We start from the raw sequence: 19,635 nt of genomic DNA, 5'->3' as shown, positions 1-19,635 counted from the left end.
CCGGTCAGGGGCGCAGTTCGGGCGCGAGGACGCTGCTGCGTTTCAACGCCTTCAGCACCACCCCGGTGTGCACCGAATCCGCCTGCCGGGACCAGCCGGAACTGCCGACGAACTCGTGCAACGCGGCGATGTCGGGCAAGGTGACGTCAGCGAGCAGCTGATACTCGCCCGTCATCGCCGCCGCGTAGCGCACGTACGGCGAGCCCAGGAGGGCGCGGCCGATGTCGTCGACGTCGTGCGGGCGGCAGCGGATCCACAGCAGCGCCTCGACCGGCAGCCCGAGCACGGCCGGTTCCACCACCGCCCGGATGAACACCTTTTCCTCCCGCCGCAACGCTTCCAGCCGGCGGCGGACGGTCGATTCCGAGATCCCGGCGGCACGGGCGAGTTCCTCGTGCGTGCGCCGGCCGTCCTCGCGCAACGCGCGCACGATGGCGCGTTCGTCGCTGCTGAAGTCCACGCCGTCGGGCTGCCGGGGCTGCGGAGTCGGCTGCGGAAGCGACGAGATCGCCTCCGTCTCGGCCGGGCTCAGCAGGCCGGGCTGCCATTCGTGGATGGTGCGGTAGTACCGCGTGACGGTATCGGCCGTGAGATCGAGCAGGCCGGGGATTGCCGCCATCTCGTCGAACATGAAGGTCGGCAGCCGGTTGCGGTCGCAGAAGACCTCGGCGACCAGTTCACCCTGTCCGGTGATCAGGTAGCAGAAGCTCGTCTCCGGCCGTCCCGCGAGCGCGGTGCCCGCGGGACGGCCGAGCCCGGCCCTGCAGCGGCCGCGCACCAGCAGCGGCACGCCGTGCGGCGAAACGGCGACAACCGTCACGACGCCGGTGCGCAGCAGGTGCGTCCCGCGCCGGGCCACCGTGCGCTCCGGCGCGTCCAGCACCTCGGCGATCCGCCGCCAGGACGCGCGGCCGTCGACTTGCAGCGCGCCGGCGATCCGGCGGTCGAGTGGGTCCAGCCGTGCGGTCATCAGCCAATACTGTGGCTGATTCCGTCATTTGTCGAGCAGGTCTTGTCCGACCCCAGCACCACGCGCGAAGCTGACGTCGCGAACGGACACCGGGGTCAGGAAGGAAACCAGTGAGCGCTGAGGAGATCTGCTACTTGCCCGCCCGCGAACTGGCCCGGCGGCTGCGCGTCCGCGAGCTGTCCGCCCGCGAGGTGCTGCAGGCCCATCTCGACCGGATCGAGCAGGTCAACCCGCAGATCAACGCCATCGTCACGCTCACCGCCGAGCGCGCGCTGAGCGAGGCCGCGGCCGCCGACGAACGTCTCGCGCACGGCGAGGAGGTCGGTCCGCTGCACGGGATTCCGGTAGCGCACAAGGACACGCACGACGTCGCCGGGGTCCGCACCACCTACGGATCCCCCATTTTCGCCGACCACGTCCCCGACAGCGACACGCTCGTCGTCGAGCGGATCCGGAACGCGGGCGCGATCACGCTCGGCAAGACGAACGCGCCGGAGTTCGGGGCCGGTTCGCACACGATGAACCCGGTTTTCGGGGCCACGCGCAACCCGTACCGGCGCGAGCTGTCCGCGGGCGGCAGCAGCGGCGGGGCGGCGGCCGCACTGGCCGCGGGTCTGCACCCGCTCGCCGAGGGCAGCGACATGGGCGGTTCGCTGCGCAATCCGGCGTCGTTCTGCAACGTCGTCGGCCTGCGCCCGTCGCCCGGCCGGGTGCCGACCTGGCCCGCGACGCTGCCCTGGGAGGCGCTGGGCGTGCAGGGGCCGATGGGCCGGACGGTCGCCGACGTCGCGCTGCTGCTGTCGGTGATCGCCGGGTACGACGAGCGCAACCCGATCGCGCTCGACCAGCCCGCCGCGCCGTTCGCCGGGTCGCTCGACGCCGACCTCGCCGGGCTGCGCGTGGCGTGGTCGCCGGACCTCGGCGGGCTGCCGGTCGACCCGGCGGTCACCGCCGTGCTGGAACCGGCGGTGCGGGTGTTCGCCGAACTCGGCTGCCGCGTCGAACCGGCCTGCCCGGACCTCGCGGTGGCCGACGACGTGTTCCGCACCCTGCGCGGCTGGCTCTTCCACACCGGGTTCAGCGGTCTGCTCGAAGAGCATCCGGACAAGATGAAGCAGACACTCGCCGACAACATCGCTTTCGGCGCAACGCTTTCCGGTGCCGACATCGCCCGCGCGCAGACGCGGCAGCTGCAGCTCATCACCGGGATGCGCGAGTTCTTCACGCAGTACGACCTGCTGCTCGCGCCGGTGAGCCAGGTGCCGCCGTTCCCGGTGGAGTGGGAGTACCCGGAAGTCGTTGCCGGGCGACCGATGCACGACTATCTGGAGTGGATGCGCTCGGCGTACTCGATCTCGGCGACCGGGTGCCCGGCGCTGTCGGTGCCCGCCGGGTTCACCGAGGACGGACGTCCGGTGGGGCTGCAGATCATCGCGCCGCTGCGGGGCGAGCTGGGACTGTTGCGGGCCGCGCACGCTTTCGAGCAGGCGACCGGGCACGGCAACCGGCGGCCCGTCTTCTGAGCCGTGAGCCACGGTCCGTGAAGGACTCCTTCCGGGAATCAGATTCCCTCAAGGAGTCCTTCACGGACCGCAGGCAGCGCTTCCCGTTCGCCGCCTGCGCGGAACTCGGCCGCGAATTCTGCCGCGCCGAGGACCTCGCTCGCGCGGGCGGTGATCCGGTCGACGTCAGTGCGCTCCGCGGCAGGCAGCGGTGCGCCGATCCCGGCGCGGGAAGCTGCGGCCGCGCCCAGCAACCGTGCGGCTTCGCGGGCTGCTCCGGCCAGTGCGTGCGCACCCGCTAGCCCCTCCAGCGACAACGCGATCGCTCGCGGATCGCCGGTCCGGTGCGCGATCTCGTACCCTTCCTGCTGCCGTCGCAACGCCGTCTCCGCGTCTCCGCGCAATTCGGCGACGAAACCGAGTTCCGCGAGGATCAACGTGTTCCCCGGTTCGAAATCGACCTGCTTGTTCCACTCGAGCAGCGTCCGCAAATGCTGTTCGGCGAGATCGAGGTCGCCCTCGCGCCGGGCACCGAGGGCCAGTCCGGTCAGCGCATACATCTCCCCCGGCGTGAAACCGTGCTCCGCGGCGACCTCGCGAGCCCGGTCATGCAGTTCGCGGGCGGCGACGTAGTCCTTGCGCAGCAACGCAATCCGGCCTAGCCACGACAGCTGGTACGACGCTTCCGGCCACAAGCCCAGTTCCTCGGCGATCTGCAATCCTTCGATGTGGACCGCTTCAGCGCGCGCGTAATTCCCGGCAAGGGAACTGAGTGCGCCCTGTGCGAAATTCGCCTGCAGCTGACCCCATTTGTCGCCGATTTCGGCGAACAACTCCGCGCAGCGATCGGCGTAACGCCACGCTCCCGCGATATCGCCTCTCGACAGGGCCTGGCTCGCGTGGTCGCCGCTGGCCGCCGCGATCCCCCACCGGTCGCCGGTCGCTTCGAAGGCGGCGAGTGCCTCCAGGGTCAGCGGTTCCGCGCCGGGCAGATCGGCCACTGTGGACAGTGCGTAGCCGATGAACCACTTGGCCCGAGGGCTCGTCGGCAGATCGGCCACGGAACGCCAGTCGGGACGGTCGCCAGCGAGGATGCCGAGTGCGGTGAGCGTCGCCTGCGCTTCCGTGAGCAGGTCCTCGTCGCCGCCGGGCAAACTGAGGGCGGCGCGCAGGGATCGCATCGCCTCGGCCATCCGGCCGCGCAGGAATCGGTACCACGCCAGCCGGTTCGCCAAGCGCAACGCGTCGTCGGCGCTCCCCCAACCGGCCAGATTCTCCGCTGCGGCACGGAGATTCGGCAGGTCCGCGTCGAGGCGCTGCAGCCAGCGCCGTTGGTCGCGGGCGCGGAGACCGGCGTCTGCGGTACCGGCGAGCTCGACGTAATACTCCGCGTGCCGACGCCGCGTCTTCTCGACCTCGCCAGCGTCGCGCAGCCGTTCCAGGCCGTACACTGCCACCGACTCAAGCAACCGGTACCGCGCGTTCGCGGGCACGACCAGCGAGCGATCGACAAGCTTCGCCAGCAGACCCAGCACTTCGCCTTCCTCGACGCCGTCGCCCGCGCAGACCGCCTCGGCCGCGTCCAGCGAGCAATCCTCGGTGTGCACCGACAACCGCTGCAGCACAAGGCGTTCCGGCTCGCTCAGAAGTTCCCAGCTCCAGTCGATCATCGCGCGCAGAGTCTGCTGCCGGGCGGGCACACCCCGGCGGGTGGTGCCCAGCAGACGGAACCGATCGTCCAGGCGGCGCAACAACTCCGGCACGCCCAACGCGCGCACGCGGGTCGCGGCGAGTTCGAGCGCCAGCGGTAATCCGTCCAGTTTCCGGCAAATCTCAGCGACCGCCTCCGCGTCGGAACTGTCCACAGTGTACCCAGTGTCGGCGACCCGTGCGGTGAACAGCCGCGCGGCGCTGTCGTGGTCCAGCGGGGGCACCGGGAACTGCGTTTCGCCGGCGAGTCCGAGCGGTTCCCGGCTGGTGGCGAGGATCCGCAGCCCGGGCGCGTCCGCCAGCAGCCGTGCGGCGGTCGCTGCGACCGGCTCGATCAGCTGTTCGCAGTTGTCCAGAACGATCAGGGTTTCCTTGCCGCGCAAGGACTCGGCCAGCCGTTGCACCGGATCCGCCTGCGCGGGCGCCGCCGCGTCCCGGATGCCCAGCGTCGCCGCGATCGCCTCCACCACCCACTCGATCGGCGGGCACTGGCTCAGCGCGCATTCGTGCCGGTCCATGCCGGTCAGCTCCACAAGCCACGCGCCCGCGGCGAAGTCGCCGCCGAGCCGGTGCGCGGTCTCCAGCGCGAGCCGGGTCTTGCCGACGCCGCCGGGTCCAGTGAGCGTCACCAACCGGGATTCGCGAACGAGCGTGCTGACCGCCTTGGTCGCGGCGGTCCGGCCGACCAGTTCGGTAAGCGGCACCGGAAGCTGCGAGACGACGGCAGTCAGAGACGGGTCCTGCGCCAGGATCGACCGGTGCAGCGCGGTCAGTTCGGGGCCGGGATCGAGGCCCAGCTCGTCCGCGAGACGGCGGCGGAGTTCGTCGTAGGAAGCCAGCGACTCGCTCTGCCGACCCGCCGCATACAGCGCGCGCATCTGGAGAGCGCGCAGCCTTTCCCGCAACGGATGCTGCCGGACGAGGTCGGCGAGCTCCGCGGTCAGCGTGGCATGTTCGCCAAGTGCGAGCCGCGCGTCGGCGAGGTTTTCTTGCGCGACAAGGCGATCCTCTTCCAGCCGCTGAATCACTGGCTGCGCGAAGGCTTCGTCGGCGAACTCGGTGAGCGTCGGGCCTCGCCACAATGCCAGCGCTTCGGTGAGCAAATCGGCCTTCGCCCGCGGGTCTTCCGCCGTGCTCGCCGCGGCGGTCAACGCACGGAAGCGTCCGACGTCCACCGCTTCCAGTTCGGTCCGCAGGACGTAACCGGGGGCCTGGAACACCAGCGCGCTGCCGGACCCAGGTTCGGCGCGTTCGAGCGCACGGCGCAGCTGCGAGACCTTCGTCTGCAGGGTGTTGACCGGGTTGCCGGGCAGCTGGTCGCCCCACAGGTCGTCGGCCAGCCGGTCCGCCGACACCGGAGCGCCCTCGTGCACGAGCAGGACCGCGAGCAGGGTCCGGACCTTGGCCTCGGGCACCCGCACCGGCCGGCCGTCGTCGCTGCTCACGGCCAAGGGCCCCAGGATCCCGAATCGCACAGATCCACCGTAACCCGCATCCGTGCGCGGACCCGCAGCGAACCGTGCGCGGCCCTCGGCACCGTGGTCGGCAGATCAACGAACTGGAGGGACCACATGTCCGGGAATGCGACCTCAATGACCGTGCTGGGGCTCGGTGCGATGGGCAGCGCGCTGGCCGGTGCGCTGCTCGAAGCGGGACGGCCGGTGACGGTCTGGAACCGCTCTGCGGACAAGACGAAGCCGCTGGTGGAGCGGGGTGCGGTGGCGGCGGGGTCGGCCGCCGAGGCGGTCGCGGCGAGCGAACTGGTGATCGTCTGCCTGCTGGACGACGCGTCGGTGCGCGAAGTGCTCAAGACGGCCTCGCTGGCGGGCCGGACGGTGGTGAATCTGACCAACGGCACCCCTCGCCAGGCCCGTGAACTGGCCGAATGGGTCGAGGAGCAGGGCGGGGCGTTCCTCGACGGGGGCATCATGGCGGTTCCGCCGATGATCGGGCGGCCGGGCGCGTTCGTGTTCTACAGCGGACCCCAGGACGTGTTCGACACGCACCGCGCGGCGTTCGACGCGTTCGGCGGCAGCAACTACGTCGGCGAGGACCCGGGGCTGGCGGCGTTGCACGATCTCGCGCTGTTGTCGGGGATGTATGGCCAGTTCACCGGCGTCTTGCAGGCCTACGCGCTGATCCGCAGCGAAGGGCTTTCGGCGGTCGAATTCGCGCCGTTGCTGAGCGGATGGCTGGCCGCGATGGGCAGCTTCGTCCAGCACGCTGCGGTGGAGGTCGACAGCGGCGACTACACCCAGAACGTCGTGTCGAACCTGGGGATGCAGGCCGCCGCGTTCGAAAACCTGCCCATCGCGGCCGCTGACCAGGGTGTCAGCTCCGAACTGCTCGCGCCGCTGCACCAGCTGCTCCTGCGCCGGGCCGCCGACGGCCACGGCGCGGAAAACCTGACGAGCGTCATCGAACTGCTGAAGAAATAAGGAGAACCCGGTGAGTGTGACAATGATCGGCCTCGGCCCGATGGGCCAGGCCATGGTGCGGTCTTACTTGGCAGCGGGCCACGAGGTGACGGTGTGGAACCGCACCGCGAGCCGCGCCGACGACGTGGTGGCCGCCGGCGCGAAGCGCGCGGGAACGGTCGCGGAGGCGCTGGCCGCGAACGAATTGGTAATCCTCAGTCTCACTGATTATCAGGCGATGTACGACATTCTCGCGCCGACCGAGGACGCGCTGCGCGGGAAGATCGTGGTGAACCTCAGCTCGGACACGCCGGAGCGCACCCGGGTGGCCGCGGAATGGCTGGCCGCGCGCGGCGCGGAGATGATCGCGGGCGGGATCATGGTGCCCGCGCAGGTCGTCGGCACCGAGGGTGCGTTCGTGTTCTACAGCGGCGCGCAGCCGACGTTCGAGCGGATCGAACCGGCCCTGCGCGTCATCGGACGGCCGGACTACCGGGGTGCGGATCCCGGCCTGGCGCAGCTGTACTACCAGTCGTTGCTGGATCTTTTCCTCACGACGCTGTCGGCATTCCTGCACTCCGCCGCGCTCGTCGGCACCGCCGGGGTGTCCGCCGCGACGCTGGTGCCGTACGCGAACGAGCTGCTGACGTTGGTGCAGACGTCGCTGGACGAGGCGGCGAAGAACATCGACAGCGGCAGCCACCCCGGCAGCGAGGCGAACGCCAAGATGATGGGCGCGACGGCCGACCACATCCTCGCCGCGAGCCGGGACGCGGGCATCGACGTGGCCCTGCCCGCCGCGGTCAAGGAGCACTACGAGCGCGCGGTCGCCGCCGGGCACGGCCGGGACAGCTGGACCAGCCTGTTCGAGGTGATCCGCGGCTGAGCGCCCGCGGTCTGGGAAGCCGCCGTTCGGGCCCCGCCCGCCGACGGATCCGCGCCGGTCGGCGGACAGCGCTTCCCGGACCGCGGCCCGGGGACGCATCCCGGACGCAGAGCCGCGCTGGGGAGGCGCGCCCGGGTCGAACCCGGGAGGACCAGCTGACCGGCCGGGTGGGGCGGACGCGGGCGCGGCTGCCGTGCACATTGGCGGCGGAGGCCTCTACTACGGCGTTGGCCGCGCGGCTGGGGGGTTCCCCGGCTGCGGTGCAACATACGAAGACGTTTCGGACGGCGGGGTTGATCACGAGCACGCGGGCGGGGGTGGGGTGCATCATTCGCTCACACCGTTGGGGAGGGCGTTTCTCGAGCCGCGGTAACCCCGGCGGGCCCAAGGGATTCTCCTGGTCGTAACAGGGAATGCGCCGATGTCGATCACACCCTCGGCCGGGCTGGGGTCCCGGCCCGGAACGGGGTGGACGGTGTTCTCTGGTCTCGACGAGATCGACTGGGCGGGAATGAAGCACGCGTACGGACCGGCGACCGATGTCCCGGACCTGCTCCGGGGTCTGGTTTCGCCCGACCCGGTGGTGCGGGAGCGGGCGCTGGACGGCATGGAGGGCGCGGTCCACCACCAGCTCGACGTCTACGACTGCACGGTGGCCGCGCTGCCGTTCCTGCTGGAAGCCGCGGCGACGCCGGGGTTGCCCGGCCGCGCCGGGGTCCTGGGGCTGGTCGCCAGCATCGGCGGCGTGGGGTGGGAAGTGCCGAGCACCGGCCCCGCGGCGGAGGCGGCCCGGACGCTCGCGGCAGCGGGTCCGGGTCTGCTGAGCTTGCTCGCGGACCCCGATCGCGAGGTGCGCCGGGCGGTCGCCGGGGCGCTGCCCGGCTGCCGCGACGATCTGGCCCGGGTCACCTCCGCGGTACTGGCCCGGCTGCCGGTCGAGTCCGACGCCGAGGTTCAGGTGGCGCTCGTCGAAGCGGCGGGCATGCTGGGCACGGACGGAGAGATCAGTGCCGCGTTGGAGTCGATGGCCGTCGGCGCGCGGTCAGCCCGGGTTCGGGTCGCCGCGTTGACCGAACGCGTCCGCATCGGGCCCGCGCAGGTGCCAGCGGGGGTCGTCACCGCGCTCACCGCGGCGGTGGAGGCTGCCTATGCTGAGGAACCGCCGCCGCCGCGACCGGATCCGGTCAGCACCGAAACCTTGCGCGGCATGCTTCATCAGCGTGCGCTCAGCTACGAGAACAGCGAGCCGGCACCGCATCTAGACCGCCTCGTCACCGACGTCAGCTGGGCGTTCGGCGACCGGGTTGCCGCGCGCTCCGCATTCATCGCGGCGCAGTTGCGCGCCGCGGACTGGGCGCAGCGCTACCACGCTGTCTTTGCCGCCCAGACGCTGCTTTTCGGCTGGCGAGGCGACCACCGCGAACTGGTCTCCCTGATCGGCGACCAGCTGGACGACTCGCCGCCGAGGCTGCGCATGCGGGCCGCCACCACGTTGTCGATCATCGGCGAACTCGCCGCTCCGGCCGCGGACGCGCTCGTCGCCTGCCTCGAATCGGCTCCCCGCACCGGTGAGTACACCCCGGCCGGTTCCCTGGCGTGGACAGTGCCGAACCCGTACAACGGCGGCGGCGACGTTGGCCCGCTCATCCGCGCGCTGTGCCACAGCGGCGACAGCCGGGCTTTACCAGTGCTAAGGTGGCTGCTCGAACAGGATCCGGTGCCGAATCACCTCAATGGGCATATCGCCGGTCTGGGATCGCAGGCCGCGGAACTGGTTCCGCTGATCCGGCAGCGCCTGCGAGATCTCGGCGCCAACGACGACCAAGCCCGGGAAACCCTGTGCCGCTCCTTGGCAGAGATCGGGCCCGCCGCGGTCGAAGCAGCACCGGAGGTCCTGGCCGCGCTGGAATCCGATCCGGCGCAGGCCGCCTCGATCCTGACCAAGATCGGCGCCGGTGCCGAGGCTGTTCCGTTGCTGCGACCGCTGCTCAAGAACCCGGATGACGGAATCGCGGCCAGAGCCGCGACGGCGCTGTGGCAACTGGACAAGGACGCCGAGACCGCACTGCCGGTGATCCTTCGGGCGTTGCGCAAGGACGACAACTTCACCGCCAGCGCGGCCGCGGCAGGCGTGCGGGACCTGGGACCCGCCGCCGCAGCCACGATTCCGGCGTTGCGCGCGCTGCTCGATCGTGCCGACGAATACAGATGGCTGCACCAAAACGCCGCGACCGCGTTGTGGCGGATCACCGGCGATCCCGAGCCTGTGGTCGCCGTCCTGCAGTCGGTCTGGACGCGCAGCCGTCGCCGCTGGCCCGGTATCGCGCGCGACCTCACCGAACTCGGCTCCGCGGCTGCCCCCGCCGCGCCGTTGCTGCGAGAGGCGCTCGCGTCGCCGCGCCGCTATCTCGTCGAACGGGTCGCCAAATCCGATGACGGCTTGGCCAATGACGTCGACATCGTTGGTGACGAAGCCTTTCAGCGCGATGCCCGCACGGTGCTCGCGTCGGTCGACGTCATTCGTCAAGAAGACGATCTTCCCGATGGGAGCCGTAAAACTCAACTTGGCGGCGCATGAGTTCGCGCATCGGAGTGCCTCTCGGCGTTCCGTAGACTGTGCCCGGGAAATCCAGGGTGCGCTGCAGTTCCCACAGCTCGTCGTGCCGGTCCGGGGAGAACAGTTCGGCCGGGTTGCCAGCGGCGATCCAGCCGATGGGGAGCACCGTGCCGGGTTCGAGGTGGGAGTTGACGTGCAGCACGCTGTTGATCCGCAGCTCGGACCCGGCGCCGGCGACTGAACCCGGGAACAGCGAGGCTCCGGTCGCGACGAACACCTCGTCCTCGATCACGGCTCCGTTGACGTGGGCGTGCGGTCCGACCAGCACTGCGTCCCCGAGTGTCGCGGGTTGCGCGGACCGGCCGCGGACCAGGGCGTTTTCCATGACCACTACGTCCGAACCGGTGCGGACCTCGCCGTCTTCCGCGGTCAGCACCGCGCCGTGCAGGATTCGGGCTCGTTCGCCGAGGACGACCGCGCCGCACAGCACCGCGGACGGGGCGACGTACGCCGACTCCGGGACCACCGGGCGTTGTCCTCGATGTTCGATCAGCATCGGTCCACGCTAACCCGCCGTCCGTTTGGCCGTCGCCCTGCCGGGATATCCGGTTCCGGACGCTGGCAGGAGGAAGCCATGACGGAACCGTTCGCGGTCGGCGCCGGGACGTCGTCGGCCGAGGGTGAGTTGACGGTGCCCGCCGATGCTGCCGGGGTGGTGGTTTTCGCGCACGGCTCGGGCAGTTCGCGGCACAGCCCGCGCAACCAGGCGGTCGCCCGGACCTTGCAGGACCACCGCTACGCGACGCTGCTGTTCGACCTGCTCAGCCAGGAAGAGCACGACCGGCAGCGGTTCGACATCGGGCTGCTGCGGGACCGGTTGCTGCGCGCGCTGGACGAGCTCGGCCGGCATCCCGCGGTGGGCGGATTGCCGGTGGGGCTGTTCGGGGCCAGCACGGGAGCCGCCGCGGCGTTGAGTGCGGCGGCGAGCCGGCCGGACGTCGTGCGGGCGGTGGTTTCCCGCGGCGGCAGGCCGGACCTGGCCGGATGTCTTGGCGGAGGTGCGTTGCCCGGTGCTGCTGATCGTCGGGGGCAACGACGACACCGTGCGCAGGCTGAACAAGGCGGCTGCGGCTCAATTGCCGGGCGACCGGGAACTCGTGGTGGTGCCGGGGGCGGGGCACCTGTTCGAGGAGCCCGGCGCGTTGGGACAGGTCGCCGACGCAGCCGCCGCGTGGTTCGACCGGCATCTTCCGGACGGCGGCGACCACGCCTTCGCCCTGTGACGCCGTTGCTCAGGGCAGTCCCGGCAGGAGCTTGTCGAGCGTGATCGGCAGGTCCCGCACCCGAACCCCCGTCGCGTGATGGACCGCATTGGCGATCGCCGCCGCGGTCCCGACGATGCCGATTTCGCCGATTCCCTTGCTACCCATGGGGTTGAGGTGCGGATCGGTTTCGTCGAGCCAGTCCGCGCGCAGGTCTTCGACGTCCGCGTTGGTCGCGATGTGGTACTCGGCGAGGTCGTGGTTGACGACATGCCCGAACCGCGGGTCGAGGACGCTGTTTTCGTGCAGCGCCATCGACAGGCCCATGACCATGCCGCCAAGCAGCTGCGAGCGCGCGGTGACCGGGTTGACGATCCGGCCGACCGCGAAGGTGCCGTGCAGCCGCGACACCCGGACTTCGCCCGTGTCGGCGTCGACGCGCGCCTCGGCGAACTGTGCTCCGAACCCGTACGTCGAGTATTTCTTGTCGTCCGGGTTTTTCGGGGTGTCGGCCTGTGCCTCGTCACCGTCACCGGGGTCCGAGCCGTATTTGTCGCGGAACGCCTCCGCGGCCGCGACCACTGCGGAACCCCACGACGCGGTTCCGGTCGAACCACCGGCCACCGTGGCTTTGGGGAGATCGGTGTCGCCGATCCGGACGTCGACGGAATCGACTGGCACGTCCAGTGCGTCCGCCGCGATCTGCGGCAGGATCGTCCACGCGCCCGTCCCGAGGTCGGCCGCGCCGATTTCGACGGCGTAGCGGTTCTTCTCGTACCGGATCGTCGCGCTCGATCCGGGCATCCGCTTCGCGGGGTACACCGAGGCCGCGACGCCGCTGCCGATCAGCCATCGCCCGTCTCGGCGACCACGCGTCCGGGAGTCCCAGCCGAAGCGTTCGGCTCCGGTGCGCAGGCATTCGACCAGGTGCCGGCTCGAGAAGGGGAGGCCGGTTTCGGGATCCTTCTCCGGTTCGTTGCGCACCCGCAGTTCGATCGGGTCAATGCCGAGCGCTTCGGCGAGTTCGTCCATCGCCACTTCCGGGCCGAACATTCCCGGGCACTCCCCCGGCGCGCGCATCCACGACGGCACCGGCACGTCGAGCCGCGCGAGCCGGTGGCTGGTGGCCCGGTTCCGCGCGGCGTACATCATCCGCGCGGGCGCCGCGGTCTGCTCAGCGAACTCCTTGATCCGCGAGGTCTGCTCGACGACGGCCATGTCGAGCGACTCAAGCCGTCCGTCTCGGTCGGCGCCGAGCCGGACCCGCTGGATCGTCGGCGTGCGGTACCCGGCCAGGCTGAACATCTGCTGCCGGGTCAGCGCGAGCTTCACCGGACGGCCCGGCACGGTCCGGGCGGCCAGCGCGGCGAGCACGACGTTGGCGTGCGGCATCCCCTTCGACCCGAAACCGCCGCCGATATAAGGGCAGATCACCCGGACGCGCTCGGCGGGCAGGCCGAAGGTCTTCGCCACGGTGGACCGTACCGAGTGGACGCTCTGGGTGGAATCCCACAGCGTCAGCACGCCGTCGTCCCACAAGGCCGTCGTCGTGTGCGGTTCGAGCGGGTTGTTGTGGTACATCGCCGTGGTGTAGGTCTGGTCCACGGTCACGGCGGACGCGGTCTCGAGGTCGCCCTCGCTCGTGTCGGTCGCGAAACTCGGGTTGACCTTGTCCGGCTGGTACAGGTCGGGATCGTCAGCTTTGAGCTCGGCAACGAACGGATCGGTCTCGTATTCGATGTCGACGAGTTCCGCCGCGTGCCGTGCGGTTTCGGACGACTCGGCCAGGACGAGCCCGATCACCCTGCCGCGAAACGGTATTTCGCAATCCTGCAGCACCGCGAGTTCCGCGTCGTCGGTGTCGGCGAGCCGCTCAGCGGTGAAGGGAGTGATCAACGCCCGGACGCCGTCGAGGGCTTCCGCTTCGACGCCGCTGATCCGCACGCAACGACCGCGGGCGATGGCCGCTTGAATCGGATGGCAGTACAGCGGTGCTTCGGCGGGGTGTTCGTAGGCGTACGGCGCGGTTCCGGCGACCTTCGCCGGACCGTCGCGGCGGGTGAGCCCGCGTCCGATCGCCCGGGGTTCCAGCAGTCCGGTCATCGGTCGCGCTCCTCGGTGGTCAGGTCGCGCAGCACCGCGGTCAGGGTGCGGGCGGCGAGCGGGATCTTGAACGCGTTCCCTCCGTCGAGGCCGTCCAGCGCATTGGCGTCCGCGAGTTCCGCATCGGCTGCTGCGCGGAAGACGTCCGCGCTAGGCCGGTTGCCGCGCAGGACCTCCTCGGCCCGCTGGGCGCGCCACGGTTTGTGCGCTACGCCGCCGAAAGCCAGCCGGACGTCCTCGATAACACCATCTGAAATGGACAGTCCAACTGCGACAGAGACGAGCGCGAAGGCGTAGGAGGCCCGGTCGCGCACCTTGCGGTAGGTCGAACGGCGCGACCAGGACGTGGCGGGCAGCGTGATGCCGGTGATCAGTTCGCCGTGTTCGAGGACAGTGTCGCGTTCCGGGTGCTCACCGGGGAGGCGGTGCAGGTCCGCGAACGGCAGCGTCCGCTCTCCGGACGGGCCGAGTACGTGGACGCGCGCGTCGAGCATCGCCATCGCCACTGCCATGTCCGAGGGATGCGTCGCGACGCACTGGTCGGACGCGCCGAGGATCGCGTGATGGCGCGTGTAACCGCCGAGGGCCGAGCAACCGGAGCCGGGTGAACGCTTGTTGCACGGGGTCGTGACGTCCTGGAAGTAGACGCATCGGGTGCGCTGCAACGGGTTCCCGCCGACGGTGGCCATGTTCCGCAGCTGCGGCGACGCCCCGGACAGCAGCGCTTCGGCCAGCACCGGATACCGCTCCCGGACCCGCCGGTCGGCCGCGAGGTCGCTGTTGCGGACGCCCGCGCCGATCACCAGTTCGCCGTCTTTCTCACGGATCTCGGTCGACATCAAGCCGGTCACGTCGACGATGCGCTCCGGGCGGGCCACCCCCAGTTTCAGGTGGTCGACGAGATTGGTGCCGCCGGCGAGGAACATCGCGGACGGTTCGGCCGCCACTGCCCGCACCGCCTCGGCCGTCGTCGCCGGTTTGCCGTACGCGAAGGGCTTCATCGCTGCTCTCCCGCCTCGCGGATCGCCGCGACGATCCCGGCGTAGGCGCCGCAACGGCAGAGGTTTCCGCTCATCCGCTCGGAGATTTCCTCGTCAGTCCATTGCGGAGTGTCGGCCACCGACTTAGTGACGTGGCTGGGCGCTCCGTCGCCGAACTCGGCCAGCAATCCGGCCGCGGAACAGATCTGGCCGGGTGTGCAGTAGCCGCATTGGAACCCGTCATGGTCCACAAACGACTGTTGCAGCGAATGCAGCTCGCCGTCCTCGGCCAGGCCAGCGGCTGTGGTCACTTCGGTGCCGTCGCAGGTGAGCGCGAGCGTCAGGCACGACAGGACTCGGCGGCCGTCGAGCAGAACCGTGCAGGCCCCGCACTGGCCGTGGTCGCAGCCCTTCTTGGCGCTGTAGTTGCCGATCTGCTCCCGCAGCAGATCCAGGAGGGTGCGGCGCGGGTCCACGGAGAGCCGGTGCTCGGTCCCGTCGACGCGCAGCGCGATCGTCCGGACCGCACTGGCGGTTTCCGGGATGGGTTCCGTCTCGGCCGGTCGCATACCGCCGCCATACCCGCTCACCCCGCGCCCAAACCTCTGCCTGGTCGAGGGCAGGTTGTCGGCGTCCTTGCCGCTGTGGACCGTGACCAGACGAACTCACAACAGCGTCCCCAACGGGCCGAGGTCGAGGTTCAAGTCCGCGGCGGAAAGGTCGTACCGGTCCCGGAGTTCGGTCAGCCGTTCTTCGAGCAGCATCAGGGTGAGGCCGAGGCGTTCCTCCTGCGCCTCGGTCAGCCCGCCCTCCTCGACGCGGCGCAGCGCCTGGCGTTCCATCAGCTGCCGGAGCAGTTCGATGATTGTCAGGACCAGCTTCATCAGGTCGCGTTCCACCGTGTCCGCGTCGGTTTCGAGGCGGGTGGCCAGCGTGTCGGCCTTGGGCATCGGCCCTCCTTTCACCAGGGCGCCGGGCAGTCTTCGCGGACCGAGGTGATCAGCGCGCGCAGGGAGATGTGCACCAGATCGACCTCGGCGACCGACAGCACCAGGTCGCCGGTGAGCACCACGCCCCCGGCGAGCAGCCGGTCCAGCAGGTCGACCAGGGCGAGCCGGTCGGTTTCCTCGACCGCGCCCGTCACGAGATCCCCGCGAAGGAGTACGGGGCCCACGGGCCGGTGACCTCGACTTCGACTCCGGCGACCTCCGATTGCCGCAGGTCGGCGAGCCGCTCCAGGAAGCGTTCGCGGCCGGCGTCGGGGACCAGGCAGGCCAGGTTGAGGATGTTGCGGTCGGCGCGGCCGGTGAGGGCGGGGTCCTGGGTGCGATGCCGGTGGAGGTCCGCGGACAGCTCCGCGAGTTCCCGCTCGATTCGCTCGGCGACCGCGAGCGCTTCGTTCGTCCGAGTGTCCCGCGCTTGGCGTTGGCGGAGTCGTTGCCGCAAGTAGGACCGTCCGTCGGCGGGCGCTTCGGCAGCGGGCTCTTCGGCGGCGCGGAGCGAGGCGAAGACTTTCACGCCCCATTCGGCGTGGTCCCGGACCCGGCGCAACGCTTCCGAGAATTGCGCGGAATGCTCGGCGAGCATTTCCCGGACCCGGTCCTCGTCGCGGTAGATCGTCGCCATCCGCAGCGGCAGCACGCTCGTCCGACGGCTCGCCTCGTCCACGACGGCGTTGTGCGCGCGGGCGATTTCTTCCAGCCACGGAAGGTGCTGCAGGGACGCTTCGTCGAACCCTTCGTCCGGGGCCGGGCTGGCCAGCGCGGTCAGCCCGGCCTCGGAAATGGCGGAAACCGGCTGCTCGCGGAGCCCGGCAATGCCCTCCGCCGGGTTTTCCGCGGCGAATTCCGTGACTGCGTAGCAATACCAGCTCATTGTTCCGCTCGCTCTCCCCGCGCGAGTTCGAGTTGCGCGCGCAGTCGTTCGTTCTCCTCGAGCAGATCCTTGCGCTGCGAGCCCGAAGACAGGGACGGGTCGTGCTCCCACCAGTCGATGCCCATTTCCTTGGCCCGCTCGACCGACGCGACCAGCAACCGCACCTTGATGGTCAGCAGCTCGATGTCGAGCAGGTTGACCTGGATGTCCCCGGCGATCACGATGCCCTTGTCCAGCACCCGTTCCAGGATGTCGGCGAGGTTCGCGCCGCCGCCGGAACCGCCCGGGCGGGACACGGCGGCCGGTCTCCCGGCGGCCAGGCTGGACTCGCTCATCTGCTGCCTCCTCGTCACCGCGCCGCGACGGCGCGGCGGCCCCGGGGACGTTCGTCCTCGGGTTCGTCGTCTTCCTCTTCGTCTTCCTCGTCGAGGTCGTCTTCGTCTTCCTCGGGAAGGTCTTCGTCTTCGGGCTCGTCCTCGCCGCGGTCCTCTTCCTCGCGCGGTTCGTCCTCGCCGCCGTCCTCGCCCTCGTCTTCCCGCACCTGCTCCGGGGAGCGCACGACCTCGCCGTCGCGGATCTCGCCGCGCCAGCCGTCGCCCGAGGCCTCCCCCGCCATCGTGATGAACCGGCGGAAGTGCTTGAGGTCCAGCCGCGCCCGGCGGCCCTGCGCGCGCCAGATGTTGCCGGTCTTCTCGAACAGCCCGGCCGGGTAGTACTCGATGACCAGCAGGACCTTCGTCAGGCTCGGGGCGAGTTCGTGGAAGGTCACGACGCCCTTGATCGTGCCCTTGGCCCCGTCGGTGGTCCACGCGATCCGCTCGTCGGGGATCTGTTCGGTGATCGTGGCCTTCATCGACCGATTCGACCAGAAGATCTTGAACCGCCACTGCGAAGTCGTGTCGTCGGTCTGCTCGGCGCTCGTGACGCCCTTGGCGAAACTGCTGAACTTCTGGAATTCGGTCCACTGGTCGTACGCCTCGCGGACCGGCACTCCGATGTCGATGTCCTCGATGATGTTGATGATCTTCTTGCCGCCGGAACCTTTGCCGCGCTTGCCGAACAGCCCCGACACCGAGTTCTTGAGGGCGGTGCCGCCGGCCTCGACCGCCGCCCGCACCGGGGATTTCCCTTCGGCGATTTTCTCGCCCGCGCTGAACAATCCCTTCAGCGAGCCGCTGCCGCCCGCGTCGGCCAGCCGCCGGGACGCCTCGCCCAGTTTGCTGCCCGCCGAGGACATCACCTGTTCGGCCTTCGCCTGTGCGTATTCCTCACCGGCATGCAGCAGTTGTTCCGTCGCGGGGTTGCGCGCGGCCAATTCCCGCAGCTTCGCCAGGGGACCGAGTTCGTCGTTGTCAGAACGGGATTCAGCCACGGTTCACCCCCGAAGTGCCCGAGGAACGCTTCTGCGTACGGCCGCCCGAGGACGTCCGTTTCCGCGAGGTCGAACTCGACGAACTGCCGGACGACTTGCGCGACCCTTGCGCCGCACGCGGTTTCGCCGGACGTTTGCGCGCACGGGGGCGGGTTTCGCTTTCTTCCGTACCGCCGTCCTCGTTGTCGTCGGCGTCTTCCGGCTCCTGATCGTCCGAGTCGTCGCGACCGCTGACCGCCGCCGGGAGACCAGCGGCCTTGTCCCGCAGGGTGTCGGTGTGCTCTTGCAGCGAACCGGCCAGCCGCCCCGCCTGGTGCGTCAGGATGTCCGCGGCCAGGGTCTTGCCCGCACCCAGCACCTCGTCCCGCACCTGATCGCGGACCCCGGCCAGTTCGGGCGACGAAGCCAGCTCGCGCGTGACGTCCGACAGCAGCTTCTTCGGGTCCAGGTTCAGCTTTCGCCCCACGAGCCAGGCGCCCATGGTGATCGCCAATTTGGCTTTTTTCCGTCTCCCGAGCACGTAACCGCCGACCACGGCGGCCGCGACCTTCATTCCCGGTGTCATCTGTTCACTCCGTTCATCCGGCAACCCCCCGGTCGAATTCTTCAAGCAGATCGAGTATTTCGTCTTCTCTGCGGTCGAAATCCTCTTCGGTGATCCCGCCGGCCACCAGTTCCTTTTCCAGCGCAACGAGTTCACGTTGCAACTGTGCGATCTGCTCCTGCTCGGCGGCATCGATGACCTGCCCGGTCACCCAGACCACGCCCCGCACCGGCGCCAGCGGAAGCAGGAGAATCTCGCCGAGCAGTCCCACTATTCGTCCTCGGTAAAGCTGTATGGAGGCAGCGGTCCCTGTGCGCGGACCTCCGCCACTTCCTCGACCAGGGTCGTCAGCCGCTGCACCGCGTCCTGGAATTCCGCCAATTTCTCCTGCGGCACCAAAAACGAGCAGTTGAAAAAGCATCCGTCGACCCGCGGTCCCGGAGCGTGCTCGGACGCCAGCGGAAGCAGGTAGCTCAGCACCGCGTTGGCGTCCTCGCCTTCGCGTTCCTCCAGCCGTCCGGCGACCAGTTCGCCGAACCGCACCTGCTCCGCCTGCCCGCGGCCAGCGTCCTCCCGCAAGCTCGCGGCCAAGTTCCGGATTTCCTCGTCCCCGGCGAGAATCTGGCCGAGGACGGCCTCTTCCCGGTGCGAGACTTTGACGTTCATCTCGACGTGTCCGCGGACGCGTTGCAGCGCCGCCGTGTACACCTCGGCTTTCGCCGCGATCTCCTCCGCGACAGCGGTGTCGTCGTCCGCGACGACACCGAAGCGCATCGGCAGCGTCGGCCCCTTTTCGCACAATGCCTGCAAGATCTCTTGGTGGGCAAGAAGATCCCTGCGCTTCGCCCGCAGTTCACCGTCGACATCGCCGACCACCGCACGGAGTTCGTCCCCGGCCGCCAGCACCCGAGCGGGCGACGGCGACGGTCCGACGCCGCGCAGATCGCCCACCTCCGCGGGATGATCAGCGAACGTGATGCCGTACAGATAAGTGCTCATTCGCTCGACCTCGCACTGCTGCGCCGGCTGCGAGCGCGCGGGCGTTCTTCGGGCTCTTCGTCCTTCTCGTCCTTGTCGCTGGACTTCTGGAACTGCTCGGCGAACGTCTCGACCGCACCGGTCAACGCGCCTTTGGACTTCCCTTTGGCGCCTTTCTCGGTCACCTCGCCCAGCAAGTCGGGCAGCGTCGTGGCGTTCGAAGCACGGGTGAGATCCAGCCGGTTGCACGCCTCGGCGAATCGCAGATAAGTGTCCACACTGGCCACGACGATCCGTGCGTCCACAGTGAGCAATTCGATGCCCACCAGCGAAACCCGCACGAACGCGTCGATCACGAGACCCTTGTCCAGGATCAGTTCGAGGATGTCGTAGAGGTTTCCGGTGCCCGGCCCGCGTTGCAGCTGGCCGTTCTGGCCCTGCCGTCCGGTCGCCATGGTCATGAAATCGCCTTCCCTTCT

Annotated in this window: 19 protein-coding genes and 1 pseudogene; 5 read left to right on the top strand and 15 right to left on the bottom strand. The window is 69.8% G+C overall.

Going from position 1 to position 19,635, the window contains the following annotated elements; translation table 11 throughout:
* Positions 1-4 precede the first annotated feature (4 nt).
* Positions 5-970 carry an Lrp/AsnC family transcriptional regulator gene (locus FKO37_RS18865; protein WP_037818452.1) on the bottom strand — a complete coding sequence of 322 codons (966 nt, stop codon included), beginning with the start codon at positions 968-970 and terminating at the stop codon, positions 5-7.
* Positions 971-1,080: 110 nt separating this feature from the next.
* Between FKO37_RS18865 and FKO37_RS18860 the strand changes: the two genes are divergently transcribed.
* Positions 1,081-2,493: an amidase gene (locus tag FKO37_RS18860; protein ID WP_238605272.1), complete on the top strand. Its 1,413-nt coding sequence runs from the start codon at positions 1,081-1,083 to the stop codon at positions 2,491-2,493.
* Positions 2,494-2,531: 38 nt separating this feature from the next.
* Here the strand turns inward: FKO37_RS18860 and FKO37_RS18855 are convergent, their stop codons facing one another.
* Positions 2,532-5,627 (bottom strand): BTAD domain-containing putative transcriptional regulator, encoded by a 3,096-nt coding sequence (locus FKO37_RS18855; RefSeq protein WP_308196586.1) that lies wholly within the window; start codon positions 5,625-5,627, stop codon positions 2,532-2,534.
* Positions 5,628-5,753: 126 nt separating this feature from the next.
* Here FKO37_RS18855 and FKO37_RS18850 point away from each other — a divergent pair, with 126 nt between their 5' ends.
* The 3 genes from FKO37_RS18850 to FKO37_RS18840 all read left to right on the top strand — a co-directional run bounded on the left by FKO37_RS18850 (position 5,754) and on the right by FKO37_RS18840 (position 10,063).
* On the top strand, positions 5,754-6,620 hold the full coding sequence (locus FKO37_RS18850) for an NAD(P)-dependent oxidoreductase (RefSeq protein ID WP_134734085.1): 867 nt from the start codon (positions 5,754-5,756) through the stop codon (positions 6,618-6,620).
* Between the two features lie 10 nt (positions 6,621-6,630).
* On the top strand, positions 6,631-7,485 hold the full coding sequence (locus FKO37_RS18845; protein WP_238605270.1) for an NAD(P)-binding domain-containing protein: 855 nt from the start codon (positions 6,631-6,633) through the stop codon (positions 7,483-7,485).
* Between the two features lie 421 nt (positions 7,486-7,906).
* Entirely contained in the window at positions 7,907-10,063 is a 2,157-nt protein-coding gene (locus FKO37_RS18840) for a HEAT repeat domain-containing protein (protein WP_238605269.1), read from the top strand.
* Here FKO37_RS18840 and FKO37_RS18835 read toward each other — a convergent pair.
* Positions 10,002-10,598: a gamma carbonic anhydrase family protein gene (locus tag FKO37_RS18835; RefSeq protein ID WP_238605268.1), complete on the bottom strand. Its 597-nt coding sequence runs from the start codon at positions 10,596-10,598 to the stop codon at positions 10,002-10,004. The two genes, FKO37_RS18840 and FKO37_RS18835, sit on opposite strands and share 62 nt — an antisense overlap.
* Positions 10,599-10,676: 78 nt before the next feature.
* On the opposite strand from FKO37_RS18835, the pseudogene FKO37_RS18830 reads away from it, so the two are divergent.
* Positions 10,677-11,325: pseudogene (locus tag FKO37_RS18830) on the top strand (dienelactone hydrolase family protein).
* Between the two features lie 9 nt (positions 11,326-11,334).
* On the opposite strand, the gene FKO37_RS18825 reads toward FKO37_RS18830, so the two are convergent.
* The 12 genes from FKO37_RS18825 to FKO37_RS18770 form a co-directional block, all read right to left on the bottom strand.
* Positions 11,335-13,407: a xanthine dehydrogenase family protein molybdopterin-binding subunit gene (locus tag FKO37_RS18825; protein WP_238605267.1), complete on the bottom strand. Its 2,073-nt coding sequence runs from the start codon at positions 13,405-13,407 to the stop codon at positions 11,335-11,337.
* Positions 13,404-14,408 (bottom strand): xanthine dehydrogenase family protein subunit M, encoded by a 1,005-nt coding sequence (locus FKO37_RS18820; protein WP_238605266.1) that lies wholly within the window; start codon positions 14,406-14,408, stop codon positions 13,404-13,406. Before FKO37_RS18820 ends, FKO37_RS18825 begins: the two co-directional genes overlap by 4 nt.
* Positions 14,405-14,956: a (2Fe-2S)-binding protein gene (locus FKO37_RS18815; protein WP_238605265.1), complete on the bottom strand. Its 552-nt coding sequence runs from the start codon at positions 14,954-14,956 to the stop codon at positions 14,405-14,407. Before FKO37_RS18815 ends, FKO37_RS18820 begins: the two co-directional genes overlap by 4 nt.
* Positions 14,957-15,052: 96 nt before the next feature.
* Positions 15,053-15,337, bottom strand: coding sequence for a gas vesicle protein K (locus FKO37_RS18810; protein WP_238605264.1), 285 nt, complete (start codon positions 15,335-15,337; stop codon positions 15,053-15,055).
* An 11-nt stretch (positions 15,338-15,348) separates the two neighbouring features.
* Complete coding sequence (locus FKO37_RS18805; RefSeq protein ID WP_051172506.1) at positions 15,349-15,561, bottom strand: gas vesicle protein; 213 nt, start codon at positions 15,559-15,561, stop codon at positions 15,349-15,351.
* Entirely contained in the window at positions 15,528-16,262 is a 735-nt protein-coding gene (locus FKO37_RS18800; protein ID WP_238605263.1) for a GvpL/GvpF family gas vesicle protein, read from the bottom strand. The genes FKO37_RS18805 and FKO37_RS18800 overlap by 34 nt, the downstream gene beginning before the upstream one ends.
* Positions 16,259-16,597 (bottom strand): gas vesicle protein, encoded by a 339-nt coding sequence (locus tag FKO37_RS18795; RefSeq protein ID WP_037818467.1) that lies wholly within the window; start codon positions 16,595-16,597, stop codon positions 16,259-16,261. Before FKO37_RS18795 ends, FKO37_RS18800 begins: the two co-directional genes overlap by 4 nt.
* 14 nt (positions 16,598-16,611) lie before the next feature.
* Positions 16,612-17,634 carry an SRPBCC family protein gene (locus tag FKO37_RS18790; protein ID WP_238605262.1) on the bottom strand — a complete coding sequence of 341 codons (1,023 nt, stop codon included), beginning with the start codon at positions 17,632-17,634 and terminating at the stop codon, positions 16,612-16,614.
* Positions 17,627-18,199, bottom strand: a complete 573-nt coding sequence (locus FKO37_RS18785) for a hypothetical protein (protein ID WP_238605261.1) — start codon at positions 18,197-18,199, stop codon at positions 17,627-17,629. Before FKO37_RS18785 ends, FKO37_RS18790 begins: the two co-directional genes overlap by 8 nt.
* Positions 18,200-18,212: 13 nt before the next feature.
* Positions 18,213-18,449 (bottom strand): gas vesicle protein GvpG, encoded by a 237-nt coding sequence (locus tag FKO37_RS18780; protein WP_238605260.1) that lies wholly within the window; start codon positions 18,447-18,449, stop codon positions 18,213-18,215.
* Entirely contained in the window at positions 18,449-19,177 is a 729-nt protein-coding gene (locus tag FKO37_RS18775; RefSeq protein WP_238605259.1) for a GvpL/GvpF family gas vesicle protein, read from the bottom strand. Before FKO37_RS18775 ends, FKO37_RS18780 begins: the two co-directional genes overlap by 1 nt.
* Entirely contained in the window at positions 19,174-19,617 is a 444-nt protein-coding gene (locus FKO37_RS18770; protein ID WP_238605258.1) for a gas vesicle structural protein GvpA, read from the bottom strand. The genes FKO37_RS18775 and FKO37_RS18770 overlap by 4 nt, the downstream gene beginning before the upstream one ends.
* Positions 19,618-19,635: the final 18 nt, after the last annotated feature.

This window comes from Amycolatopsis sp. Poz14, assembly GCF_006704225.1.
In the GTDB taxonomy this organism is placed as follows: domain Bacteria; phylum Actinomycetota; class Actinomycetes; order Mycobacteriales; family Pseudonocardiaceae; genus Amycolatopsis; species Amycolatopsis nivea.
The sequence above is the reverse complement of the archived record's forward strand: the minus strand, read 5'-3'. Positions and strand labels throughout refer to the sequence as shown.